Source organism: Natronomonas sp. EA1 (assembly GCF_051195035.1).
Taxonomy (GTDB): Archaea; Halobacteriota; Halobacteria; order Halobacteriales; family Haloarculaceae; genus JBNTJV01.
The window spans coordinates 806,052-826,643 of the sequence record NZ_JBNTJV010000001.1 but is presented as its reverse complement, the minus strand read 5'-3'; the positions used below and the strand labels follow the sequence as shown (position 1 = coordinate 826,643).

The following is a 20,592-nucleotide window of genomic DNA, read 5'->3' as shown; positions in this document are numbered from 1 at the left end:
ACGGAATCGTAACTCCTCGCAATGAGCTCCCAATCGGGCACCCCGTCCGTCGCGATGGTGGACCCCCGGGCACCACGGTTCGGCCAGACCATGACCACGCTCGGGATGGCCGCGTTCGTCGTCACCGGGAACCCCGCCCCCCTCTACGCCGTCACGGCCATCCTCCTCACGAGCGTCGCCACCGGCTGGCGCGTCGATATGTATGGATTCCTCTGGAAGCGCGTGCTGATCCCCGTCGTCGGGAAACCGGACCAGCCGGAGCCGGCCTCCCCGCACCGCTTCGCGAAGCTCATGGGCGCGACGTTCACGGCCATCGCCTCCGTGGCGGTCCTCGCCGGCTTCCCGGTCGTCGCGCTCGCGGTCGCCGCGATGGTCGGCCTCCTCGCCGGCGTCGCCGCGGCCCTCGACCTCTGTGTCGGCTGCCGGATGTACAAGCAGGTGCGGTTCTTCCGCGAGCTGGGCGTCGTCTAACGAGGACCGTCGGATTATTGCCCCCCGCCGTCCGACTCGCCACCAATGACCGAGTACGATTACGAGGACCTCGGCCTCGTCGCCGGGCTGGAGATCCACCAGCAGCTGGACACGGCGACGAAGCTCTTCTGTAACTGTCCGACGGCGCGGCGAGAGCCCGAGGAGGCGGCCCGCTCGTTCGAACGGTATCTCCACCCGACGCGCTCCGAACTGGGCGAGATCGACGACGCCGCCTTAGAGGAGTCGCGCGTCGAGAAGACGTTCGAGTATCTCGCCTTCGATACGACGTGTCTCGTCGAGGAGGACGACGAGCCGCCACACCGGCTCGACGACGAAGCACAGGAGGTCGTCCTCGAGGTCGCGTCGCTGCTGGATATGGACGTGGTCGACGAGGCGCAGGTGATGCGGAAGATCGTCGTCGACGGCTCGAACACCTCCGGCTTCCAGCGCTCCACGCTCGTCGCCACCGACGGCGTCATCCAGACTTCCGACGGCCCGGTCGGGGTCGCGGACCTCCTGCTCGAAGAGGAGTCCGCCGGCCGCGTCGAGGAGACCGACGACGGCGTCCAGTTCTCGCTCGACCGCCTCGGGATTCCGCTGGTGGAGATCGGCACCGAGCCGGACATCTCCTCGCCCGCACAGATGCGCGAGGCCGCCGAAGAGATCGGGATGCTCCTGCGGTCGACCGGGAAGGTGAAACGCGGGCTCGGCACCATCCGGCAGGACGTGAACGTCTCCATCGCGGAGGGCGCGCGCGTCGAGATGAAGGGCGTGCAGGCGCTCGACGACCTCGAGGACATCGTCCGCAAGGAGGTGGGTCGGCAGGTCGCACTGCTCGAGATCAGAGACGCGCTGGAAGCCCGCGACGCGAGCGTCGGCGACCCGCAGGACGTGACCGAGGTCTTCGCCGACACCGACTCCGGCGTCATCGCGGGCGCGGAGACGGTCACCGCGGTCCCCCTCTACGGCTTCGACGGGCTCGTGGGAACGGAGATCCAGCCCGACAGGCGGCTGGGAACGGAGCTCTCCGACCACGCGAAGCGCTCGGGCGCGGGCGGTATCTTCCACACGGACGAGCTGCCGGCGTACGGCGTCACCGAGGCGGAGGTCGCGGCCCTCCGGGAGGCCGTCGGGGCTGGTGCGGACGACGCGGTCGCGCTCGTCGCGGCCGCGACCGACATCGCGGAGCAGGCCATCGAGGCCGTCGCGGCCCGTGCCGAGGTCGCCATCGAGGGCGTCCCCGAGGAGACCCGCGGCGCGAACGACGACGGCACCTCCCGCTACATGCGCCCGCTCCCCGGCGCGGCCCGGATGTACCCCGAGACGGACGTTCCCCCGGTCGAACTCGACCCCACGGAGATCGAGTCCCCGGAACTCCTCACGGAGAAGGTCGAGCGCTACCAGGAGGAGTACGGGCTCGACGCCGGGCTCGCGGAGCAGGTCGCCTACGGCCGCCGGATGCTGCTGTTCGAGGCCGCCGTCGAGGCCGGTATCGACGCGACGCTCGCCGCGGGGACCCTCGAATCCACGCTCACGGAGCTCCGGCGCGACGACGTGGCCGTCGACCGGCTCACCGACGACCAGCTCCTCTCGGTGCTCCAGCTCGTGGAGGACGGCGAGCTCGCGAAGGAGGGCGTCAACCCCGTGCTCACGACGCTCGCAGAGAATCCCACCCTCTCCCCCGAGGAAGCCGTCGAGGAGGCGGGACTCGCCGGTGTGGACGAGGCGGCGGTCCGCGAGACCATCGTCGAGGTCGTCGAGCGGAACGCACAACAGGTGGACGAACAGGGGATGGGCGCGTTCTCCGCGCTCATGGGCGAGTGCATGGGCGCGCTCCGCGGGAAGGCCGACGGTGAGCTCGTCTCCGCCGTCCTGCGCGAGGAGATCCAGAAACGCGCCTGAGCCCCGTCCGGCGATACTTTTCTAACGCCCCACGGCGTTTATGTGGTATGTACACAACCGCGGGAAGCCTCCCGGTCGAGTCGCTCGCCGCGGGGAGCCGGCTCCGGTGTCTCGGGCCGCCGATGGCGGGCAAGCGGTCGCTCCTCATAGAGTTACTTGCGGCCGGTGTCGACGCGGGGGAAGCAGCCATCGTCATCACGACGGATATGGACGCGAAGACGCTCTTTGCGGCCGTTCCCGCGCTCGATGTCGAGGGGGTTGCCGTCGTCGACGCGACCGGGACGGCGACGACGGACGACCGCGTCCACGTGGTGAACTCCCCCTCGGACCTCACGGGCATCGCCATCGCGACCACCGAGGCCGTCACCGCGTTCACGGAGGCCGGGTACGACCGCATCCGGGTCGGCGTCGACTCGCTGTCGACGCTCCGGGTCTACTCCGACGGGAAGCGGCTGTTCCGGTTTTTCCACCTGCTCACCGGTCGCGCGCGAGACGAAGGGGCGCTGTTCGTCTGTACGGACCACGACACCGACGGTGGCGGTGCCCTCGGCTCCCTGTTCGACGTGCGCGTCGAGCTCCGCGAGGGAGAGACGGGGAGCGAACGGCGAGTGACCGTCGACGGGGAGACGACGGAGTGGGAGCCCGCGGCGCCCTACGACGTCCAGCGGGTCGAACACGAGCGGACGGTCCACGCCATCAGCGTCCGGTCGTTCCAGCACGTGCGCGACGTGCTCACGGGCGACGACCTGACGCTCGTCGCCTGTAACCCCACGGTGGGGGACTCCGATCTCGAGGCGATCCGCGCGTTCTTCGAGGGGCTGGCGGTGACCGTCGAGACGCGGCAGGTGGAGGGGTTCCCGAACTCCGTCGCGCTCCTCCACCGGGGCGGGGAGTTCCTCGCGGCCGACCAGCTCGTCACCGTCGCGGCGGCGGTCACCATCGACGACTCAGTGCTCCGGCGCGAGACGGTCCCGGACGTGATACAGCAGGCCTACCGGTCGGTCCACGGCGATCACTACGCCGACCCGCAGACCCTCGTCCGGGTGAGTCGGCAGTTCGAGCTGGAGGCCGGGCGAGGCGGCGTCGGGACGGTCCACGCGGGGTTCAGACGGCTCTCGCGTGTCACCGCGGACGCCGAGACGTGGGACCTCTACCGTCGGCTGGCGGCCGCCGGTGTGGAGATCCACATCTACGGCGAGCCGGACATCGATCTCCCCGACCACGAGGGGATCACCGTCCACACCGACCTGACCGACGAGCTCCGCGAGACCTGGTTCGTCGTCCGCGACGGCCCGACCGGCGGGGCGCTGCTCGCGGAGGAGGTCGAGCCCGAAACCGTGCCCGAGGACGGCCCCGTCGACGACCACCCGCATCGGGGGAGGTACTACGACGCGATCTGGACCCGTCGCGCGGACGTGGTCGACGGGCTCGTCGATTACCTCGGGAAACAGCAGCCCTAATCCTCCAGCCGTTCCGGGTGTTCGAGCAGGTCACCCGCGCGCCGGAAGATGCCGCGGAGGGTCGTCGCCTCACGGACGGTCGGGTGCGCCCGACCCATCACCCGGCGGAAGAGTCTGGTGGCTTTCTCGCGTTTCGGTTCGGGGTGATTGATGGACTCGAGGAAGGACGCGAACTGCTCGTAGAGCGCCTCGATATCCCCCTCGGGGGCGCGTTCCTTGACGTTCTCCGGGAGCTGGTACCCCTCGACGTTCAGCTCTCGAAGCTCGTAGAAGACGATGGTCGCGGCCTGCGCGAGGTTCATCACGGGGTACTCCTCGCTCGCGGGGATGGAAACGACTTCATCGAGCCGCGCCATCTCCTCGTTCGTCAGCCCGGTGTCCTCACGGCCGAAGACGAGACAGGTCTCCGTATCGACCTCCTTCAGCGACTCACGCAACTCGACGGGCGTCTTGAACGGGTACCGAACGTGCTTGCGAGCGTCCTCGTTCGTGATGGCCGTGGTGCCCACGGTGTGAAAGTTCTCGACGAGGTAGTCGAAGGAGACCTCCTGCGCGTTCGGGAGCACGTCCTCGCGGGCGTGGCCGGCGAAGCCGTACGCCTCGCTCTCGCGGGGGAGCTCGGGGGGGTTCACAAGCAGGAGCTCCGAGAGCCCGAAGTTCTTCATCCCGCGGGCGATGGTCCCGATGTTTCCGGGCGTCTGCGGGTCGACGACGGCGACGTTCATATATCGAGGTCGTCGAGGTTCACGTCCAGCGCTTCGAGTTCCTCGTCGCTCATCTCCGCGAGCTCCTCCTCCAGCGAGGGCATCTCGACGTCCGGTTCGGGCTGTGGCACCGAATCCGGGTCCGTCTCGACGTGTTCGAGCCCCTCGTACCCTTCGGGGGCGCGGTTGTCGTCGAGGAACCACTCGTGGAAGGCGTCCGCGAACGCCTCGGGCTCCTCGACGTACTCCCGCCCGCCGGCCTCGCGGAACCAGTAGAGGAAGTCCCTCTCGTGCTCGGGACAGAGGACGACCTCGTGGAGCGCCTCGCCGTACACCGCGCCGGCGACGTTACACTGCTCGATGTTCTCGTCCCCGTGGATGAGCCAGCAGGCGTCACACGGCGCGCCGGTGATGACCGTCAGGCGGACCAGCCGTTCGCGGGCGTCCTTCGGAATCTCCTCCAAGGGCCGGAGTTCGCCGTGCTCGTCGAAGATGTCGTCCTCGTCGAACCGCCAGCCCCGCATGGCGACAGAGACCTTTCCCATACCCGCGGTAGCCGGTCGAGGGGTAAAAGCGGCGCGTCATGGGTCGGTCGGACTACCGGAATCAGCCCCTATTTGTGTCGACCACTCCAAATCATCCTATGCGAACGGTAGACGCCGCCGGGCTGAAGATCGGCGACGACCATCCACCCCGGATCATGGGCGTGTTGAACGTCTCCAGTGAATCCCCCTACAAACCGAGCGTGTTCGACGACCCGGCCGAGGCCGCCCAGTACGTCGACGAGCGGCTCATCGGCGAGGGCGCGGACATCGTCGACGTCGGGCTCGAGTCCGCGAACAAGAAGTTCGAGGTGCTCTCCGCGGAGGGGGAGCTCGACCGGCTCGACACCGCCATCGAGACCATCGAGTCGGTGTCCGGGGACGCGGTGTTCTCCATCGAGACCCGGTACCACGAGGTCGCGGAGGCGGCCATCGAGGGCGGATTCGACATGGTCAACGACATCTGTGGGTTCGCCGACCCCGAGATGCCGCGCGTCTGTGAGGCGTACGACGTGGCCGTAGCGAAGATGGCCTCTCCCCCCGACCTGGAACGGCCCGGCGCGGTCGAGGAGGTAGACGACATCTACGACGCGCTCGAGTTGAACGGGCTCACCGACAAGACCATCGTGGACCCCGCGTTCGGCGGGTGGTCCGAGGAGAAGACGCTCGAACAGGACCGGGAGACGTTCGAGCGACTCCGTGAATTTCGGGGGTATGGCCAGCCCATCCTCGTCTCCATCAACCGCAAGAACTTCCTGCGCGAGCTCGCCGGGCGCTCGACGGAGGAGGCGCTCCCCGTCTCGCTCGCCGCCACCTCGATGGCCGTCGAGCGCGGGGCCCACGTCATCCGGACCCACGACGTGGCCGAGACACGCGACGCGGCGCTCGTCGGCCACCGGTTCGCCCGCGAGCGGGTCCGCACGCCCGCGGTGGAGGAGCTGGACGTGACGACTCCGAAGGAAGCGGAACGACACCTCGACCGCGTCGGCGGGGAGGCGGACCCCGAAGGTGCCGTCACCCGGACGTTCGCGGTGGAGCTCGCCCCGACCGCACGCGACCGGCTGGCGACGCTCGCGACGGAGATTCCGGGCGTCACCGTCGCGGCGGGGGAGGCGGGAACCCTGCTGTTCGGCACGGTCGCGGGGCTGCGCGCGCTCTGCGCGAACGACGCCGAGGGGGAGCTCGCCCCGGTCATCGACGGCGTGGCGCGGGCGCTGTGAGTCGGCTCCACGTCAGACACCCGTCTGCCGGAACCCGGTTTGGGTCCGCGCTCAAGAGAAGACTTATGCCAGACCCATTAGAATGGGCTGGTGGAAGCCGGAAGGGCGCACACCCGGGTAGGGGTACGTAGTCGCCCTTCGGGCCCATACTTATCACCGTGAGAGCGATGCACTACGAGACGTGGAGCCCGGTGTATCGGGAGATCCTCGACGACTTCGGCTTCGACAGCGACGGCGACGAGCGGGCGCGAGACCGGCTCGCCGAACTCACGGAGCCGTTCGACCGCTCGCGACTGGGGTTCCTCGACGGTGAGACCGTCTGTATCGTCGGTGCAGCCCCCACCCTCCCCGATGAGCTCGACGCCGTCAGCGAGGCCGACCGCAGCGTCGTCGCATCGAGCGCGGCGACCGTGCTCCGCGACCACGGACTCACCGTCGACGTGCTCGTCACGGACCTCGACGGCGACCCCGAGACGAGCGTCGAACTCACCCACGAGGGGACCCCCGTCGCGGTTCACGCACACGGGGACAACGTCCCCCTCCTCGAACGGTGGGTCCCGGAGATGAATCGGGAACAGGTGCTCGCCACGACGCAGGCGGAACCCCGGGCACACGTCCACAACTTCGGAGGGTTCACCGACGGCGACCGGTGTGCCTTCCTGGCGGACGCCTTCGGGGCCGGGACCCTGACGTTCGCCGGCTGGCAGTTCGACGACCCCTCGGTCGACGCGATGAAGGCACAGAAACTGCAATGGGCCGCGCGGCTCCTGAAGTGGCTCGAAGAGCGACGCGGAGAGACGTTTTCCGTACTGGACGGACTGCGAGAGGAACTGGAACCGCTCTGAGGATTAGCGGTCGCGCAGCTCGAACTTCTGGACCTTCCCGGTCGTCGTCCGCGGGAGTTCGTCCGTGAACTCCACCTCACGCGGGTGTTTGTACGCGGCGAGGTGCTCCAGACAGTACTGCTTGATATCTTCAGGAGTAGCCTCGGCGTCGGGCGTCGGCACGATAAACGCCTTCACCGTCTCACCGCGGCGCTCGTCGGGCTTGCCGACGACGGCGGCGTCCGCCACGTCCGGGTGCTCGAAGAGCAACTCCTCGACCTCGCGGGGGTAGACGTTGTAGCCGCCCGTGACGATCATATGCTTCTCGCGGTCGACGATGTAGAAGAAGCCGTCCTCGTCGTAGTAGCCGATGTCGCCGCTGTGGAACCAGCGGGTGCCATCCTCCTCGGTGAAGGCCTCCTCGTTCGCCTCGGGCAGGCCGTAGTAGCCCTTCATCACGTTGGGTCCCGAAATCACGACCTCACCCACCACGTCGTCGAGGTTCGTCTCCTCGTCGACGGGCCCCTTCTTCACGGGCGGGCGCTCCTCGAAGTCGGGGCCGACGATCTTCGCGTCGACGCCCGGAATCGTCTGGCCGATGGAGCCGGGACGGCGGTTCTCGGGGCGGTTCGCGTGGGTGACGGGCGCCGTCTCCGTGAGGCCGTAGCCCTCGTGGAGGGGAACCCCGAAGGTCTCCTCGAACTGGTTCATCACCTCGATGGGGAGCGCCGCGCCCCCGGAGTTGGCGAATCGCACCGAGGAGAGGTCGAACTCCTCGGCGTTGGGCTGGTTGATGGCGTCGTTGTACATCGCGGGGACGCCGTGGACGATGGTGAGCCCCTCCTCCTCGATGAGCGAGAGCGCCTCCTGGGCGTCCCACGAAGACATCGGCCAGTAGCTCCCCCCGTCGACGAGGGTGCCGAGCATCGTGACGGTCATCCCGTAGATGTGGAAGAGGGGAAGGACGCCGAGCATCTTGTCGTCGGCGTGGACGCCGTCGTGAATCTCGCCCGAGGCACGCGCCTCGAAGGCGAGATTGCCGTGCGTGAGCAGGACGCCCTTCGGCTGGCCCGTCGTCCCCGAGGTGTACGGCTGGACCGCCACGTCGTCGTCCTCGCGGGGGACGATGTCGAGTTCCTCGTCGGCGAGGAACGCCTCGAAAGAGGCGGCACCCTCCACGTCCCCGCCGACGGAGACGACGGTGTGGACGGCCGTCTCGGGCTGGACCTCCGTCACCTGCGGGACGAGGTCGGCGAGCGCGACGACCGCGGTGGCACCCGAATCCGAGAGCAGGTGCTCGATCTCGCGGGACTTGTACTGGGGGTTCATCGGGACGACGATGGCCCCCGCCGCGATGATGCCGTGGAAGGCGATCACGTACTGCGGAAGGTTGGGGAGATAGACGCCCACGCGGTCGCCGGGTTCGACGCCCGCGTCCGCGAGCGCCTGCGCGAACTGTCGCGTCTGGGTCCAGAACTCCCCGTAGGAGATCTCCTGTCCCTCGAAGCCGATCGCGGTGGCATCGGGCGTGGCCGTCGCCTGCGCCTCGATATCTGTGACGAGGTTAGTCATCTACTCCCGACTGTGAGAGGGGGCGAAAAAAGCGTTTCCAATAAAACAATCGGGAGAGTCAGGCCGCCGATTTAAGGGACGAGCACGACCTTCCCGCTGGTCTCACGGTTCTCGATGGCGTCGTGGGCCGCCCGTGCCTCCGCGAGGGGGAACGTGTGGCCGACCTGCACCTCGAGCGCGCCGGACGCGAGCTGCTCCGTCAGGGCGGGGACGGCCTCCAGCACCGACATGGGTTGGCGGGCGAGCGCGCGGCCGAGGTGGTACCCCTTCACCGTCTTGTTCCCGAACAGGAGTTTGTCCGTGGGCGGCCGGCCGGGGCGCCCGGAGGCCGCGCCGTACGAGACCATCCGACCGAACTCCTTCAGCGCGTCGAGGCTCTTCTCCGTCGTTTCGCCCCCGATACCGTCGAGCACGAGGTCCGCGCCGTAGTCAGTCTCCTCCTTCACCCGCGCGACGAACTCCTCCTCGGTATAATTTATCGGGACGTCACAGCCCAGCTCGCTCGCCGTCTCCAGCTTTTCGGAAGTCGAGGCCGTCCCGATGACGTGCGCGCCGACATTGCTCGCCAGCTGGACGGCCGCGGTGCCGACCCCACCCGCGGCGGCGTGGATGAGCACCGATTCGCCCTCCTCCAACTCGCCCCACTCGAACAGGCAGTTGTGCGCGGTGAGGAACTGCACCGGGAAGCCCGCGGCCTCCTCGAAGCTCATCGGCTCAGGGATGTCGAACAGCCCCTGCGCGTCGGCGACGGCGAACTCGGCGTAGCCGCCGCCGTCGACCATCGCGACGACCTCGTCGCCCTCGGAGCGACCGACATCTGCTCGCGGGCCTTGCCCGCTCGCACGGCCCGAGGAGCTTCGCTCCTCGCTGCCCTCCCCGACGGCGTCGACGACGCCGGCGACCTCCATCCCCGCGACGTACGGGGGCTCGGGCCCGCCGTGGTAGTGACCGCGGCGCTGCATGATGTCCGCGAAGTTGATCCCCGCGGCGCGCACCTCGATGCGGACCTCGCCGGGACCCGGCTCCGGCACGTCCGTCTCGACGACCTCGAGGGTGTCGCTGTCTCCGAACTCGGTTACCTGAATCGCTTGCATGGCCCGCGGTTCCCACCCCGGCTCCTTAACTATACGTCAGCCGGCAGGTCGGACTCCCGGCCGAGGCCGCCACTGTCATAACTGCTAACTAATGACGGCTCCAAACCGCGGGTGATGTCAGAACAGATCCACGACCGGCTGGAGGTCGACGCGTTCACGCTCGGCCTCGTCGGACCGGACCAGGAGTGGGCGGGAACCGTCGCGGACGGGGGAACCGTGACGACCCACACCCCCGCGGGCTGCTGGGGGCCGATGATCACCCCGCAGTTCCGCGGTGGCCACGAGGTCACACGACCCATCGCCGTCGAGAACGCGGAGCCCGGCGACGCGCTCGTCGTCCACATCAAGGACGTCTCCGTGACGAGTCTCGCGACCAGTACCGGCAGCATGGCCGAGCGCGAGAAGGCGTTCGGTGACGACCCGTTCGTCGACCACCGGTGTCCCGAGTGCGGGACCGAGTGGCCGGAGACGGTCGTCGAGGGGACCGGTGAGGGCTCCATCCGCTGTGCCGAGTGCGGGGCGAACGCCTCCTCGTTCGGCTTCGAGTACGGCTACACCGTCGTCTTCGACGACGACCGGACCGTCGGTATCACGGTGGGGCCCGACGGCGCGGATGACCTCGCGAACCGGGCCGACGAGGCGATGGCCCTGCCGGAGAACTCCCGACAGCACCCCATCCTGCTGTACAAACCCGACGAGATGCCGGGGACGCTCGGCCGTCTCCGGCCGTTCATCGGGAACATCGGGACGACACCCGAGGTCGAACTCCCGGACTCGCACAACGCGGGTGATTTCGGCCAGTTCCTCATCGGCGCCGAACACGACTGGGGACTCCCGGACGAAGCGGCGCTCGAAGCCAGAACCGACGGCCACCTCGACTCCAACGAGGTGCGGGCCGGCGCGACGCTCATCTGCCCGGTCCGGGTCCCCGGCGGGGGGCTCTACGTCGGTGACCTCCACGCGAACCAGGGTGACGGGGAGCTCTCGCTGCACACCACCGACGTGAGCGGCACCACCGAACTCGAGGTCTCCGTCCTCAAGGACGTGACCCTCCCCGGCCCCATCCTCCTCCCGAACGAGGAGGACCTCCCGCACATCGCGAAGCCGTACAGCCCCGAGGAGCGCGCCACGGGCGAGGCGCTCGCCGAGGAGTACGCGGTCGACCACCTCCACGACGCGCTCCCCATCCAGGTCATCGGCTCGGGCGCGACCATCAACGACGCCACGGACAACGCCTTCGCTCGCGCCAGCGAGCTGTTCGGCATCACCGAGGGCGAGGTGCGCTCGCGGTGTACGTTCACCGGTGGCGTCGAGATCGCCCGACTCCCCGGCGTCGTCCAGTTGACCATGCTCACCCCGGTCGAGCTGCTGGAGGAGGCCGGACTCGCCGACACCGTCCGCGAGCAGTACGCCTGAGCCGTCAGCCCCCGCGCATCGCGGGGAACAGCTCGATGGTACCCTCGGCGGGGACGGTCTCGTCGAGCTCGACGCGTTCCCCCTCGCAGGTGACGCGCACGCTCGGCTGGAGGTCGCCGTTCGCGTCGGTCAGGTGCCCCTCCGCCCGCGGGTAGGCCTCGACGAACGCCGCGAGCACCTCCTCGACAGTCGGGGTGTCGTCCGCGACCGCAACCACGACCGATTTACCGCCGGTGGCCGCCCGCAACGGGCCGTACACTCGAATCTCCATACGCCGTTCTCGGTGGGAAGCGAGAAAAGCACCGACCCTGCGTGATGGGCCGACAGCGCGCGACGTACCTTTATGTCCGTACGCGAGTCGTGTGTGGTATGCCACACGACTGCACGTTTCTCTCGGCGGTGCTCCCCGACGAGCAGGTCTCCGTCGGCGACTCGGACCGGGCGAGCCACGCGGCCGACTGGGGCGGCGAACAGCGCGGTGTCGGCGTCACCCCCGACGCCGTCGTCTACCCGGAGTCGACCGAGGACGTGGCCGCCGTTCTCGAAGCGGCGAACGAGCGCGGCGTCCCCGTCACCCCCTACGCCGCGGGGACGAGCCTCGAGGGGAACGCCGTCCCCGCGTTCGAGGGCATCAGTCTCGATTTGACGCGGATGAACGCGGTCCTCGACATCCGCCCGGACGACTTTCAGATCGATGTCCAACCGGGGGTGATGGGCACCGCCATCGACGAGGCCGTCGAGAGCCACGGGCTGTTCTTCCCGCCGATGCCCTCCTCCGCGAACATCTCCACCATCGGCGGGATGATCGCGAACGACGCCTCGGGCCAGAAGACGGTGAAGTACGGCGAGATCGCCGACTGGGTGCTCGAACTCGAAGTCGTCACCGCAGATGGGGAGGTGTTCACCGCGGGGTCGAAGGCCGTGAAGACGAGCGCGGGCTACAACCTCAAGGAACTCATCGTCGGCTCGGAGGGGACCCTGGGTGTCGTGACCCGCGCCACCCTCGAACTCGAGGGGCTGCCCGAGCAGATCAAGGGCGGGCGGGCCGTCTTCCCGTCGCTCGACGACGCCGCGGAGGCCGTGATGGACGCGGTGCAGTCCGGCGTGGACGTGGCGAAGATCGAGCTCATCGACGAGCTGTCGGGGGCGATGGCGAACGCCTATCTGGATACGGGGCTGCCGGACTCGGCCATGATCTTCGTGGAGTTCCACGCGAACCACGGTATCGAAGAGGAGATCGCCTTCTGTGAGGCCATCTTCGCGGCCCACGACGTGGTCGAGTTCGAGCTCGCGGACGGGGACGACCCCCGGATGGCCGAGCTGTGGCGCGCCCGCGACGAGCTCGCCTTCGCCGCGCAGTCGTACGACCCCGACCGCGCCCCCATCCACCCCGGTGACATCACCGTCCCCATCTCCTCGTTCCCCGAGCTCGTCCGCTACGCGAAGGACCTCGGCGACGAACACGGCCTCATGGTCCCCTGCTTCGGACACGCGGGCGACGGGAACCTGCATTACACCGTGCTCGTGGACCCCGACGACCCCGCGGAGGTGGACGCCGGGGAGGAGGTGTACAAGAAAATCGTCGAGCGGGCCATCGAGGTCGGCGGGACCGCCACCGGCGAACACGGGATCGGCCTCGGCAAGCGGGAGTACCTGGAACTCGAACACGGCGAGGTCGGCGTCGAGTTGATGCGCCGCATCAAGAAGGCGTTCGACCCCAACGACATCCTGAATCCGGGGAAGATCTTCCCCGAGACGGTGGAGGAGGGCGGGCGCGTGCGGCTGGAGTAACCGGGCTTTTTCTTCTCCACCCGCTTCTCGCGGGTATGTTCCACGACCGCCTCCGTGCGGGCGAGCCGCTCGTCGGTGGCTGGGTCGCGCTCTCCGACCCCGCCATCGCCGAGCTCACCGCCGCGGAGTTCGAGTTCGTCATGCTCGACACCGAACACGCCCCGAACTCCACCGAGACCATCGCGAACCTCGTCCGCGCGGTCGAGGCCGGGGGGAGCGTCCCCCTCGCGCGCGCCGTCGACAACGACGTGGGGGCGATAAAGCGCCTGCTCGACGTCGGCGTCCGGGGCGTGATGGTCCCGATGGTCGAATCGGACGCCGAGGCACGCCGAGCCGTCGAGGCCGCCAAGTACCCGCCCGAAGGGAACCGCGGGGTGGCCGGCACGCGCGCGTCCGGCTACGGCCGCGATCTCGATTCGTACTTCGAGACCGCGAACGAGGAGACCGTCCTCCTCGTCCAGATCGAAAGCGCAAACGGGGTGGACCACGCGGAGGCCATCGCCGCGGTCGAGGGCGTGGACGCGCTGTTCGTCGGCCCCGCGGACCTCTCCGCGACCCTCGGCTGTTTCCGACAGTTCGACGATTCACGATTTACCGACGCCGTCGAGACGATTCTCGCCGCAGGCGAGGCGACCGATACCCCCGTCGGCACGCTCGGTGCGACCCCCGAGAGCGTGGAGCGGTTCGCCGCGATGGGGTTCGACTTCCTCGTCGCGGGCGTCGACCAGACCCACCTGATTCGAGGGAACCAGGAGATTCGGGCCGCAGCCGACCGGACCCTGCGGGAGAGCTAAGACACGACACACCGAACGGCGGATATGAGCTTTCGTCTCACAGCCGAACAGGCGGCCGTCCGCGACGCCGTCCGGCGCTTCGCGGAGGGGGAGATTCGACCGATTGCGAGCGAGTACGAGGCTGAGGAACGGTATCCCGAGGAACTGCGGCAGGAGGCCGCGGAACTGGGCTTCGTCGCCGCGCATATCCCCGAGGAGTACGGGGGAGCAGGGATGGACGCCGTCTCCACCGCCATCGTCACCGAGGAGCTGTGGCGCGGCGACCCCGGCGTCGGCGGCTCAATCGCCGCGGCTGACTTCGGGACGGGGATGCTCCTCGAGTACGGCGACGACTGGATGCGCGAGGCGTGGCTCCCCCGCATCACCGGTGGGGAGACCCCCATCGCCACGGGCATCTCGGAGCCGGGCCACGGCTCGAACGTGGCCGGAATGGAGACCCGGGCCGAGCGGGACGGGGACGAGTTCGTCATCGACGGCCACAAGATGTGGATCACGAACGGCACCGTCGCGGACGTGGCCATCATCATGGCGAAGACCGCTCCTGAGGAAGGCCACCGCGGCATCACGGCGTTCCTCACCGAGACGGACGTCGTGGGGTACGAGGCGACCCGTATCGAGAACAAACTGGGAATCAGAGCGCAGGACACCGCCGAGATCGTGCTCGATGGGCTCAGGGTTCCCGAAGAGAACGTCGTCGGCGAGGTGGGGAAGGGGTTCTACCAGCTCATGGACTTTTTCGCCCCCGCGCGGGTGGACGTGGCCGCGCAGGCGACCGGGGTCGCACAGGCGGCGTTCGAGGCCGCGCGCGACTACGCGAACGAGCGCGAGCAGTTCGATAAGAGAATCAAGGAGTTCCAGGCCATCCAGCACACGCTCGCGGAGATGGCGACGGGCATCGAGGCGGGTCGCTCGCTCGCCTACCGCGCCGCGGCGGCGCTCGACGCTGGGGCCGACGACGCCACCCGACTCGCGTCGATGGCGAAACTGTTCTGCTCGGAGAACGCGGTCGACGTGACCGACGACGCGATCCAGGTGTTCGGAGGCGCGGGCTACGTGGCCGACCACCCCGTCGAGCGCTACTACCGGGACGCACGCATCACGAAGATCTACGACGGCACCTCCGAGATTCAGAAGAACATCATCGCGGACTCGTTCTACTAGTCGTGGACGAGGATGTCGAGTACGTCCACGCCATCGCGTGAGAGCGCGGCGGCGTACGCCTCCTCGATGCCGTCGCGGGTCTCGATGAGCTGGCCGCGCGCGCCGTAGCTCTCCGCGTTCTTCGGGATGTCGACGGGCGGCTCGAAGTCCATCCCGATGAACTCGTGGTCCTCGTCCGACCCGCCGAGCATGGCGTTCGTGTTGTCCTTCAGGATGCGATAATTTCGATTATCGGGGATGACGACGGTGAGGTCCACGTCCTCGCGCACCGCGGAGTAGACGGAGTTCGGGTAGTAGAGATACGAGCCGTCGCCGATGAAGCCGACCACGGTCCGGGGGTCCTCGCGCATCCCTTCGGCGATGGCCGCCCCGATGCTCGCGGGGAGGCCGTAGCCGAGGCCGCCCCCCTTGTTGGAGATGTAACCCTGTGGGGAAAGGTCGTATCGGGTGAGCAGCGCGTACTTCGCCGTGATCCCCTCGTCGACGATGTAGACGTCGTCGTCGTGGGCCTCGGCGGCGGCCTCCATCGCGTCGACGAGTTCGGCCTTCGAGGCGCGCTGGTCGCCCTCCTCGGCGGGGTCCTCCCCGATGGAGGCCATCGTGTCCGCGAGGGAGGCCTTCATCGTGGCGACGGCCTCCAGCCGGCTCTCCCTGATATCCTCGTCCAGCCGGTCTTCGACACGCGCCGTGAGGTCGGCCATCACGAGGCCGGGGTCGCCGACGACCGCGGCGTTCGAGTGCTCGTTCTTCCCGAGTTCGCGGGCGTCCGGGGAGACGTGGACCGTCGTGGCGTCCTCGGGGACCAGCCGTCCCTCGTGGCGCAGGAGCGTCGTGTTGGTCGAACAGCCGACGAACGCGAGGGTGTCCGTGTTCTGGAGCATCGCCCCGAGGTCGCCACGCGGCGGGAGATACGATATCCACTGCTCGTGGTCGGTGGGGAAGTTCACCTCACAGCCGAGCATCTCGCCGTGGACGCGCGCGCCGGTTGCCTCCGCGAGCGCGATGGCCTCCTCGACGGCGTCGTTGCGGGCCACCTCGTCACCGAGGACGAGCACGGGCTTCTCGGCGTCGACGAGCGCGTCCGCGGCGGTCTCGATCTGTGCGGGGTCGCCCGCCCCCGCGTTCGGAATCGGCCCCAGCGGTTCCGGCTCGGCGTCCGTCTCTGCCATCATCACGTCGACGGGTAACGAGAGGAAGACGGGGCCCGTCGGGGGCGTGAGCGCGATACGAAAGGCGCGTCGGAGGAGCATCGGGAGGCTGTCGATGTGCGTCACCTCGACGGTCTCCTTGCAGAACTGCTCGACGAGCTGCTGGAGGTCACCCGTCAGCAGCGGTTCCTCGTGGCGGAAGTCGAGTTCGTGGTTGCCGGCGGTGACGACGAGCGGGGCCCCCGTATAGGACGCGCCGTAGATGTTCCCGAGGCCGTGGGCCAGCCCAGGCGTGATGTGGAGATTCACGACGCCCGCGGGGCAGATATCGGGGTCGTCGTGGCTGTGGTACCGACGGGTGGCCGCGTAGCCAGCGGCCATGCCGACCGCGGCGTCCTCGTGGAGGCCGAGGACGTACTCCACGTCGGCGTCGGACAGCGACTCCATCACGGGGAGCTCCGTGGTCCCGGGATTGCCGAAGAGGTGGGTCACACCGTACGTCTCCAGGGCGTCGACGAACAGGTCGGCGCCGGTGTACGTCTCACTCATAGAGAGGGGGTCCGAGCGCGGGGGCATATATCTGCCCCACCGCACGGACCCCGACCCGTTAAGTTGGCTGCGGCCGAGAAGCTACTATGGCAGAGACAGTTGGGCTCGAGGTCGGCGACCGCGCCCCGGCGTTCACCGCGCCGCTCGTCCGGCCGAACGGGGACGTAAGCGACGTGCCGCTCGAAGAACTCCTCGAGGACGGCCCCGTGCTGCTCGCCTTCTACACGGCCGACTTCAGCCCGGACTGCGTCGATGAGTGGTGCGCGTTCCGGGATTTCGACTGGTTCGCCGCGACCGACGACGTGCAGGTCGTCGGCATCAGCAAATCCGGCACCCGCTCGCACAAGCAGTTCATCAAGCGACTGAGCCTCCAGTTCCCCATGTACTCCGACGAGGACCTCTCCGTCGCGGAGGCGTTCGACGTGAAGTACAAGGTGTTCGGCCTCGTCGAGCGCTCCCGGCGCTCCTGTTTCCTCATCGACACCGACCGCACGATCAGATACCGGTGGATCGGGGAACACTGGCTCGACCCCACGCGGAGCGTCCCGCCGGTCGACGAGATCCACGAGAAACTGGTGGAGATCCTCGACGCGGACGCCGCGACCGGCGCCTTCTGACCGCGCCTCGCGTTCGCTGCGTTAGGCCTTGACCTTCTCCTGGAACTTCTCGCGGACCTTCTCGATCTTCGGCTGGGCGTGCATCGAGCAGTAGGCGTCCTGCGGGTTCTTCTCGAAGTAGTCCTGGTGGTTCTCCTCGGCGCGGTAGAACGTCTCGAGCGGCTCGACTTCGGTGACGACCTCGTCGTCGTAGCCGCCCTCTTCATCGAGCGCTTCGATGTAGGACTCGGCGAGCTCGCGCTGTTCGTCGTCGTGGGTGAGGACGATAGACCGGTACTGCGTCCCGACGTCCGGCCCCTGCCGGTTCAGCTGGGTCGGGTCGTGGACCGTGAAGAACACCTCCAGGAGGTCGTCGTAGGAGATGACCTCGGGGTCGTACTCGAGCTGGACGACCTCGGCGTGGCCCGTGTTCCCGGTGCAGACCTCCCGATAGGAGGGGTTCGCCGTGTGGCCGCCGGCGTACCCCGAGGTCACCTCGTGGACGCCGTCGAGCTCCTTGAACGCCGCCTCGATACACCAGAAGCAGCCGCCGCCGAACGTGGCCTGTTCCGTCATACTCGAAGGGAGGTGACCCAGGTCTTTGTACCTGCCGTCCGGGGCGGGCGCTGCAGGGACTGCTATCGCTCGTGGTTGGTGGAGGAGGTCGGATTCCTCCCACCCGTAAACGGGTGGGCTTCCTCCTCGCACTCATGTGACATCGGTGTCATCGGCCACGTCGAAGAGGGGCGAAATATCGAAGTAGCCGCGGGGCGCCCCATCCGACAATGAGTTTCGGGTTTCGCGTCGTCCTGTACGCCCTCTTTCTCGGGCTGCTCGTCGGTGCGGTCCTCCTCGCGAACGGGGTGCTATGAGCTTCGAGAGCCACGACGCCCTGCTCCGGTGGGCCCGCGGCTACGCCCACATCGTGGACCTCGACGTGAACCTCGATTCCATCGACTGGGAGGTCTCCACCCGGGCGAAGCGCCGGGCCGGCGCTTGCCGGTTCGACCGCGAGACGGGGGAGATCACGGTCCGGCTCGCGTGGCGTGCGGCCGAGTCGTTCTCCCTCTCGGAGCTGAAGGCCGTCGTCAGACACGAGCTCATCCACGCGTGGGAGTACCAAGAGTTCGGTGAGGCGGGCCACGGCTCCCGGTTCAAACGGCAGGCCGCGCGGCTGGACGTGGCGACGACCTGTCCGCGGTTCTCGGACGGCCGGCTGCGCTTGACCTGCGAGAACGACGCCTGCGACTGGGTCGTCCACCGCCACCGCGCCTCCGCGAGCGTCACCCAGCCGGAGCGCCGGCGCTGTGGCGACTGTGGCGCGCGCTACGAGGTGGAACACGTCGCCTCGGGGGAGACGTGGACCACGACGACGGGATACGAGACGGCGCGAGCGAGAATCGAGGAGTGGTAGTCAGGGGGCGAGCGCCTCGATGGTCTCGCGGATCTGCTCCAGATTCGCCTCGCGGGGGAAGGAGATCGACAGCGAGTCCACGCCGTCGATGGCCTCCCACTCTTCGAGCTGGGCGCGGCACTCCTCGGGGGGGCCGGCGACCGCTAACTTGTCGAGGAGGTCGTCGTCGATGGCGGCCATGGCCTCCTCGTGGTCACCCGCCTGCCACGCGTCGAAGATTTCGTGGGCGACCGCCTCGTGCCCCTGTCGGGCGAGGTTGTCGCGGTAGTAGGTGCCCATCCCGCCGACGTAGAAGGCAGTGTGCCCGCGGGCGAGCCGCCGGGCCGCCTCGCCGTCTTCGAGGGCACAGCAGTTCAGCGAGAGCGTGACGCGCACGTCGTCGATGGACTTGCCGCCCATCTCCGCGCCGCGTTCGAGGTCCTCGAGGCGATCACGCAGACCGTCCGGCGTGAGCAACAGCGCGTGCCAGCCGTCGGCGAACCGACCCGCGAGCTCGACGGCCTTCGGCCCCATGGCGGCGGTGTCGACCTTCGGCGCCGGCTCCGGCGGATCACACCGGAGCCGGAACCCCTCCAGCTCGAAGTACTCTCCGTCGTAGCTCACTTCCTCGCCGGAGAGCACCTGCTTCACGATATCGACGGTCTCGCGGGTGCGTTTGAGGGGGTTCCCGAACGTCACGCCGTGCCAGTTCTCGATGACGATGGGGCCGGAAGGGCCCAGACCGAGCCGGAACCGCCCCTCCGAAACCTCCTGGAGCGTGGCCGCGGTCTGGCCGATGAGCGCGGGCGACCGGGAGTACACCGGCATGATGGAGGTGCCGATACCGATCTCGTCGGTGGCGTGCGCGATGCTCGTGAGGACCGTGACGGCGTCGCGGCCCCACGTCTCGGGGAGCCACGCGCGGTCGTATCCTAACCCTTCGGCGACCTGTGCCTGCTCGACGAGCGCGTCGACACTCGGCTGGGCTGCCACGGGGAGGAAGACGTCCCGGTCGGTCATACGTCCGGGGTCTCCATGATGTCCGGGAGACCGCGTGCGGTGACGGTTTCACCGACGAGATACGACGACGCATCGCTGGCGAGGAACTGGGCGAGGTCGGCCATCTCCTCGGGGAGGCCCATCCGGCGTTTCACCTCGCCTCTATCGACATCGTCGGCCGAGACGCCCATCTGGGACTCGACGCCGGGCGTGGCGACGAAGCCGGGGGCGATGCAGTTCACGCGAATGCCCTTGTCGGCGTACTCGTACGCGAGCGTCTTGGTGAGGTTCACGACACCCGCCTTCGCCGCGCCGTAGTGGCTCATATAAGGTGCGCCCTGCGTGCCCGCGACCGACGCGTAGTTGACGATGACGCCACCCTCGTCCATGTACTCGCCCGCGACCTGCGCGCCGTGGTAGGTCCCCGTGAGGTTGATGTCGAGGATGGTCTTCCAGCCGTTCTCGGAGATGTCGTCGAACGGGGCCATGAACGAGGCGCCGGCGTTGTTGAGCAGGATGTCGACGCTTCCGAACTCCTCGACGGTGGCCTCGAACAGCGCCTCCACGGCCTCCCGCTCGCGCACGTCGCACTCCACGGCGATGGCGCGGCCGGGCGCGTCGCTCTCGTTGATCCCCTCCGCGACCGACTCGACCTTCTCCTGGCTCCGCGAGGTGACGACGACGTTCGCACCTCCCTCGGCGAACACCTCGGCCGTCGTCTTCCCGATGCCCTGCGAGGAGCCGGTGATGATGGCCGTCTGCCCGTCGATACTGAACCGCTCGTTCGCCGTCATCGCCGCCCCTCCTGCGTGTGCGTAGTTACCATTGTTAATTCCGAGTGGCCGATTGTTCCCTGTTGTTAATAAAGGTGTGTGGCGCGGCAGGGCGTTCGAGGGCGCGTACTGGGCACACATCGCGGCGACACGAACGCTTATCCCCATCGATGGAGAGTTTCC

The 20,592-nt window shown here is 68.3% G+C and carries 20 protein-coding genes; 11 read left to right on the top strand and 9 right to left on the bottom strand.

Features of this window, described 5'->3' with window-relative positions:
- The first annotated feature begins 21 nt into the window (after positions 1-21).
- Genes ACQUQR_RS04510 through ACQUQR_RS04500 form a run of 3 tightly spaced genes read left to right on the top strand, consistent with a single transcriptional unit; the run spans position 22 to position 3,833 of the window.
- Positions 22-471 (top strand): DUF4395 domain-containing protein, encoded by a 450-nt coding sequence (locus ACQUQR_RS04510; RefSeq protein WP_435195087.1) that lies wholly within the window; start codon positions 22-24, stop codon positions 469-471.
- A gap of 45 nt (positions 472-516) precedes the next feature.
- The gene (gatE, locus tag ACQUQR_RS04505) at positions 517-2,373 is read left to right on the top strand and encodes a Glu-tRNA(Gln) amidotransferase subunit GatE (protein WP_435195085.1); all 1,857 of its coding nucleotides are present in this window, start codon (positions 517-519) and stop codon (positions 2,371-2,373) included.
- 47 nt (positions 2,374-2,420) lie between these two features.
- The gene (locus ACQUQR_RS04500; RefSeq protein WP_435195083.1) at positions 2,421-3,833 is read left to right on the top strand and encodes a DUF7504 family protein; all 1,413 of its coding nucleotides are present in this window, start codon (positions 2,421-2,423) and stop codon (positions 3,831-3,833) included.
- Here ACQUQR_RS04500 and ACQUQR_RS04495 read toward each other — a convergent pair.
- Together ACQUQR_RS04495 and ACQUQR_RS04490 are read right to left on the bottom strand one after the other, a co-directional pair.
- Positions 3,830-4,558 carry an RNA methyltransferase gene (locus tag ACQUQR_RS04495; protein ID WP_435195081.1) on the bottom strand — a complete coding sequence of 243 codons (729 nt, stop codon included), beginning with the start codon at positions 4,556-4,558 and terminating at the stop codon, positions 3,830-3,832. The two genes, ACQUQR_RS04500 and ACQUQR_RS04495, sit on opposite strands and share 4 nt — an antisense overlap.
- Positions 4,555-5,082 (bottom strand): hypothetical protein, encoded by a 528-nt coding sequence (locus ACQUQR_RS04490; RefSeq protein WP_435195079.1) that lies wholly within the window; start codon positions 5,080-5,082, stop codon positions 4,555-4,557. The genes ACQUQR_RS04495 and ACQUQR_RS04490 overlap by 4 nt, the downstream gene beginning before the upstream one ends.
- A 98-nt stretch (positions 5,083-5,180) precedes the next feature.
- Between ACQUQR_RS04490 and ACQUQR_RS04485 the strand changes: the two genes are divergently transcribed.
- A complete protein-coding gene (locus ACQUQR_RS04485; RefSeq protein WP_435195078.1) occupies positions 5,181-6,299 on the top strand; it encodes a dihydropteroate synthase in 1,119 nt (372 codons plus the stop codon).
- A gap of 167 nt (positions 6,300-6,466) precedes the next feature.
- Entirely contained in the window at positions 6,467-7,144 is a 678-nt protein-coding gene (locus ACQUQR_RS04480) for a 6-hydroxymethylpterin diphosphokinase MptE-like protein (RefSeq protein ID WP_435195076.1), read from the top strand.
- Positions 7,145-7,147: 3 nt separating this feature from the next.
- On the opposite strand, the gene ACQUQR_RS04475 is transcribed toward ACQUQR_RS04480, so the two are convergent.
- Both ACQUQR_RS04475 and ACQUQR_RS04470 read right to left on the bottom strand, forming a co-directional pair.
- Positions 7,148-8,695, bottom strand: coding sequence for a long-chain-fatty-acid--CoA ligase (locus tag ACQUQR_RS04475; protein ID WP_435195075.1), 1,548 nt, complete (start codon positions 8,693-8,695; stop codon positions 7,148-7,150).
- A gap of 71 nt (positions 8,696-8,766) precedes the next feature.
- On the bottom strand, positions 8,767-9,789 hold the full coding sequence (locus tag ACQUQR_RS04470; protein WP_435195073.1) for a quinone oxidoreductase family protein: 1,023 nt from the start codon (positions 9,787-9,789) through the stop codon (positions 8,767-8,769).
- A 114-nt stretch (positions 9,790-9,903) separates the two neighbouring features.
- Between ACQUQR_RS04470 and ACQUQR_RS04465 the strand changes: the two genes are divergently transcribed.
- Positions 9,904-11,205 carry an acetamidase/formamidase family protein gene (locus ACQUQR_RS04465; protein ID WP_435195071.1) on the top strand — a complete coding sequence of 434 codons (1,302 nt, stop codon included), beginning with the start codon at positions 9,904-9,906 and terminating at the stop codon, positions 11,203-11,205.
- Positions 11,206-11,209: 4 nt separating this feature from the next.
- On the opposite strand, the gene ACQUQR_RS04460 is transcribed toward ACQUQR_RS04465, so the two are convergent.
- A complete protein-coding gene (locus ACQUQR_RS04460) occupies positions 11,210-11,476 on the bottom strand; it encodes a ubiquitin-like small modifier protein 1 (protein ID WP_435195069.1) in 267 nt (88 codons plus the stop codon).
- 98 nt (positions 11,477-11,574) lie between these two features.
- On the opposite strand from ACQUQR_RS04460, the gene ACQUQR_RS04455 reads away from it, so the two are divergent.
- The 3 genes from ACQUQR_RS04455 to ACQUQR_RS04445 are packed head-to-tail and all read left to right on the top strand — an operon-like array spanning position 11,575 to position 14,951.
- A complete protein-coding gene (locus tag ACQUQR_RS04455) occupies positions 11,575-12,996 on the top strand; it encodes an FAD-binding oxidoreductase (RefSeq protein WP_435195067.1) in 1,422 nt (473 codons plus the stop codon).
- 35 nt (positions 12,997-13,031) lie between these two features.
- Complete coding sequence (locus ACQUQR_RS04450; protein WP_435195065.1) at positions 13,032-13,790, top strand: HpcH/HpaI aldolase family protein; 759 nt, start codon at positions 13,032-13,034, stop codon at positions 13,788-13,790.
- A 24-nt stretch (positions 13,791-13,814) separates the two neighbouring features.
- Complete coding sequence (locus ACQUQR_RS04445; protein ID WP_435195064.1) at positions 13,815-14,951, top strand: acyl-CoA dehydrogenase family protein; 1,137 nt, start codon at positions 13,815-13,817, stop codon at positions 14,949-14,951.
- Here the strand turns inward: ACQUQR_RS04445 and ACQUQR_RS04440 are convergent.
- Entirely contained in the window at positions 14,948-16,648 is a 1,701-nt protein-coding gene (locus tag ACQUQR_RS04440; RefSeq protein WP_435195063.1) for a thiamine pyrophosphate-binding protein, read from the bottom strand. The two genes, ACQUQR_RS04445 and ACQUQR_RS04440, sit on opposite strands and share 4 nt — an antisense overlap.
- 86 nt (positions 16,649-16,734) lie before the next feature.
- Between ACQUQR_RS04440 and ACQUQR_RS04435 the strand changes: the two genes are divergently transcribed.
- Positions 16,735-17,265 carry a redoxin domain-containing protein gene (locus ACQUQR_RS04435; protein ID WP_435195061.1) on the top strand — a complete coding sequence of 177 codons (531 nt, stop codon included), beginning with the start codon at positions 16,735-16,737 and terminating at the stop codon, positions 17,263-17,265.
- A 21-nt stretch (positions 17,266-17,286) separates the two neighbouring features.
- Here the strand turns inward: ACQUQR_RS04435 and msrA are convergent, their stop codons facing one another.
- Positions 17,287-17,820: a peptide-methionine (S)-S-oxide reductase MsrA gene (msrA, locus tag ACQUQR_RS04430; RefSeq protein ID WP_435195059.1), complete on the bottom strand. Its 534-nt coding sequence runs from the start codon at positions 17,818-17,820 to the stop codon at positions 17,287-17,289.
- Positions 17,821-18,112: 292 nt separating this feature from the next.
- On the opposite strand from msrA, the gene ACQUQR_RS04425 reads away from it, so the two are divergent.
- Positions 18,113-18,658, top strand: a complete 546-nt coding sequence (locus tag ACQUQR_RS04425) for a SprT-like domain-containing protein (RefSeq protein WP_435195057.1) — start codon at positions 18,113-18,115, stop codon at positions 18,656-18,658.
- On the opposite strand, the gene ACQUQR_RS04420 is transcribed toward ACQUQR_RS04425, so the two are convergent.
- On the bottom strand, positions 18,659-19,657 hold the full coding sequence (locus ACQUQR_RS04420; RefSeq protein WP_435195056.1) for a TIGR04024 family LLM class F420-dependent oxidoreductase: 999 nt from the start codon (positions 19,655-19,657) through the stop codon (positions 18,659-18,661).
- A complete protein-coding gene (locus ACQUQR_RS04415) occupies positions 19,654-20,430 on the bottom strand; it encodes an SDR family NAD(P)-dependent oxidoreductase (RefSeq protein ID WP_435195054.1) in 777 nt (258 codons plus the stop codon). Before ACQUQR_RS04415 ends, ACQUQR_RS04420 begins: the two co-directional genes overlap by 4 nt.
- Positions 20,431-20,592: the final 162 nt, after the last annotated feature.

Excerpts from the sequence above, each read along its gene's own strand:
- ACQUQR_RS04510 (WP_435195087.1), top strand. The coding sequence starts at position 22 with ATGAGCTCCCAATCGGGCACCCCGTCCGTCGCGATGGTGGACCCCCGG.
- gatE (WP_435195085.1), top strand. The coding sequence starts at position 517 with ATGACCGAGTACGATTACGAGGACCTCGGCCTCGTCGCCGGGCTGGAG.
- ACQUQR_RS04500 (WP_435195083.1), top strand. The coding sequence starts at position 2,421 with ATGTACACAACCGCGGGAAGCCTCCCGGTCGAGTCGCTCGCCGCGGGG.
- ACQUQR_RS04495 (WP_435195081.1), bottom strand. The coding sequence starts at position 4,558 with ATGAACGTCGCCGTCGTCGACCCGCAGACGCCCGGAAACATCGGGACC.
- ACQUQR_RS04490 (WP_435195079.1), bottom strand. The coding sequence starts at position 5,082 with ATGGGAAAGGTCTCTGTCGCCATGCGGGGCTGGCGGTTCGACGAGGAC.
- ACQUQR_RS04485 (WP_435195078.1), top strand. The coding sequence starts at position 5,181 with ATGCGAACGGTAGACGCCGCCGGGCTGAAGATCGGCGACGACCATCCA.
- ACQUQR_RS04480 (WP_435195076.1), top strand. The coding sequence starts at position 6,467 with ATGCACTACGAGACGTGGAGCCCGGTGTATCGGGAGATCCTCGACGAC.
- ACQUQR_RS04475 (WP_435195075.1), bottom strand. The coding sequence starts at position 8,695 with ATGACTAACCTCGTCACAGATATCGAGGCGCAGGCGACGGCCACGCCC.
- ACQUQR_RS04470 (WP_435195073.1), bottom strand. The coding sequence starts at position 9,789 with ATGCAAGCGATTCAGGTAACCGAGTTCGGAGACAGCGACACCCTCGAG.
- ACQUQR_RS04465 (WP_435195071.1), top strand. The coding sequence starts at position 9,904 with ATGTCAGAACAGATCCACGACCGGCTGGAGGTCGACGCGTTCACGCTC.
- ACQUQR_RS04460 (WP_435195069.1), bottom strand. The coding sequence starts at position 11,476 with ATGGAGATTCGAGTGTACGGCCCGTTGCGGGCGGCCACCGGCGGTAAA.
- ACQUQR_RS04455 (WP_435195067.1), top strand. The coding sequence starts at position 11,575 with ATGCCACACGACTGCACGTTTCTCTCGGCGGTGCTCCCCGACGAGCAG.
- ACQUQR_RS04450 (WP_435195065.1), top strand. The coding sequence starts at position 13,032 with ATGTTCCACGACCGCCTCCGTGCGGGCGAGCCGCTCGTCGGTGGCTGG.
- ACQUQR_RS04445 (WP_435195064.1), top strand. The coding sequence starts at position 13,815 with ATGAGCTTTCGTCTCACAGCCGAACAGGCGGCCGTCCGCGACGCCGTC.
- ACQUQR_RS04440 (WP_435195063.1), bottom strand. The coding sequence starts at position 16,648 with ATGAGTGAGACGTACACCGGCGCCGACCTGTTCGTCGACGCCCTGGAG.
- ACQUQR_RS04435 (WP_435195061.1), top strand. The coding sequence starts at position 16,735 with ATGGCAGAGACAGTTGGGCTCGAGGTCGGCGACCGCGCCCCGGCGTTC.
- msrA (WP_435195059.1), bottom strand. The coding sequence starts at position 17,820 with ATGACGGAACAGGCCACGTTCGGCGGCGGCTGCTTCTGGTGTATCGAG.
- ACQUQR_RS04425 (WP_435195057.1), top strand. The coding sequence starts at position 18,113 with ATGAGCTTCGAGAGCCACGACGCCCTGCTCCGGTGGGCCCGCGGCTAC.
- ACQUQR_RS04420 (WP_435195056.1), bottom strand. The coding sequence starts at position 19,657 with ATGACCGACCGGGACGTCTTCCTCCCCGTGGCAGCCCAGCCGAGTGTC.
- ACQUQR_RS04415 (WP_435195054.1), bottom strand. The coding sequence starts at position 20,430 with ATGACGGCGAACGAGCGGTTCAGTATCGACGGGCAGACGGCCATCATC.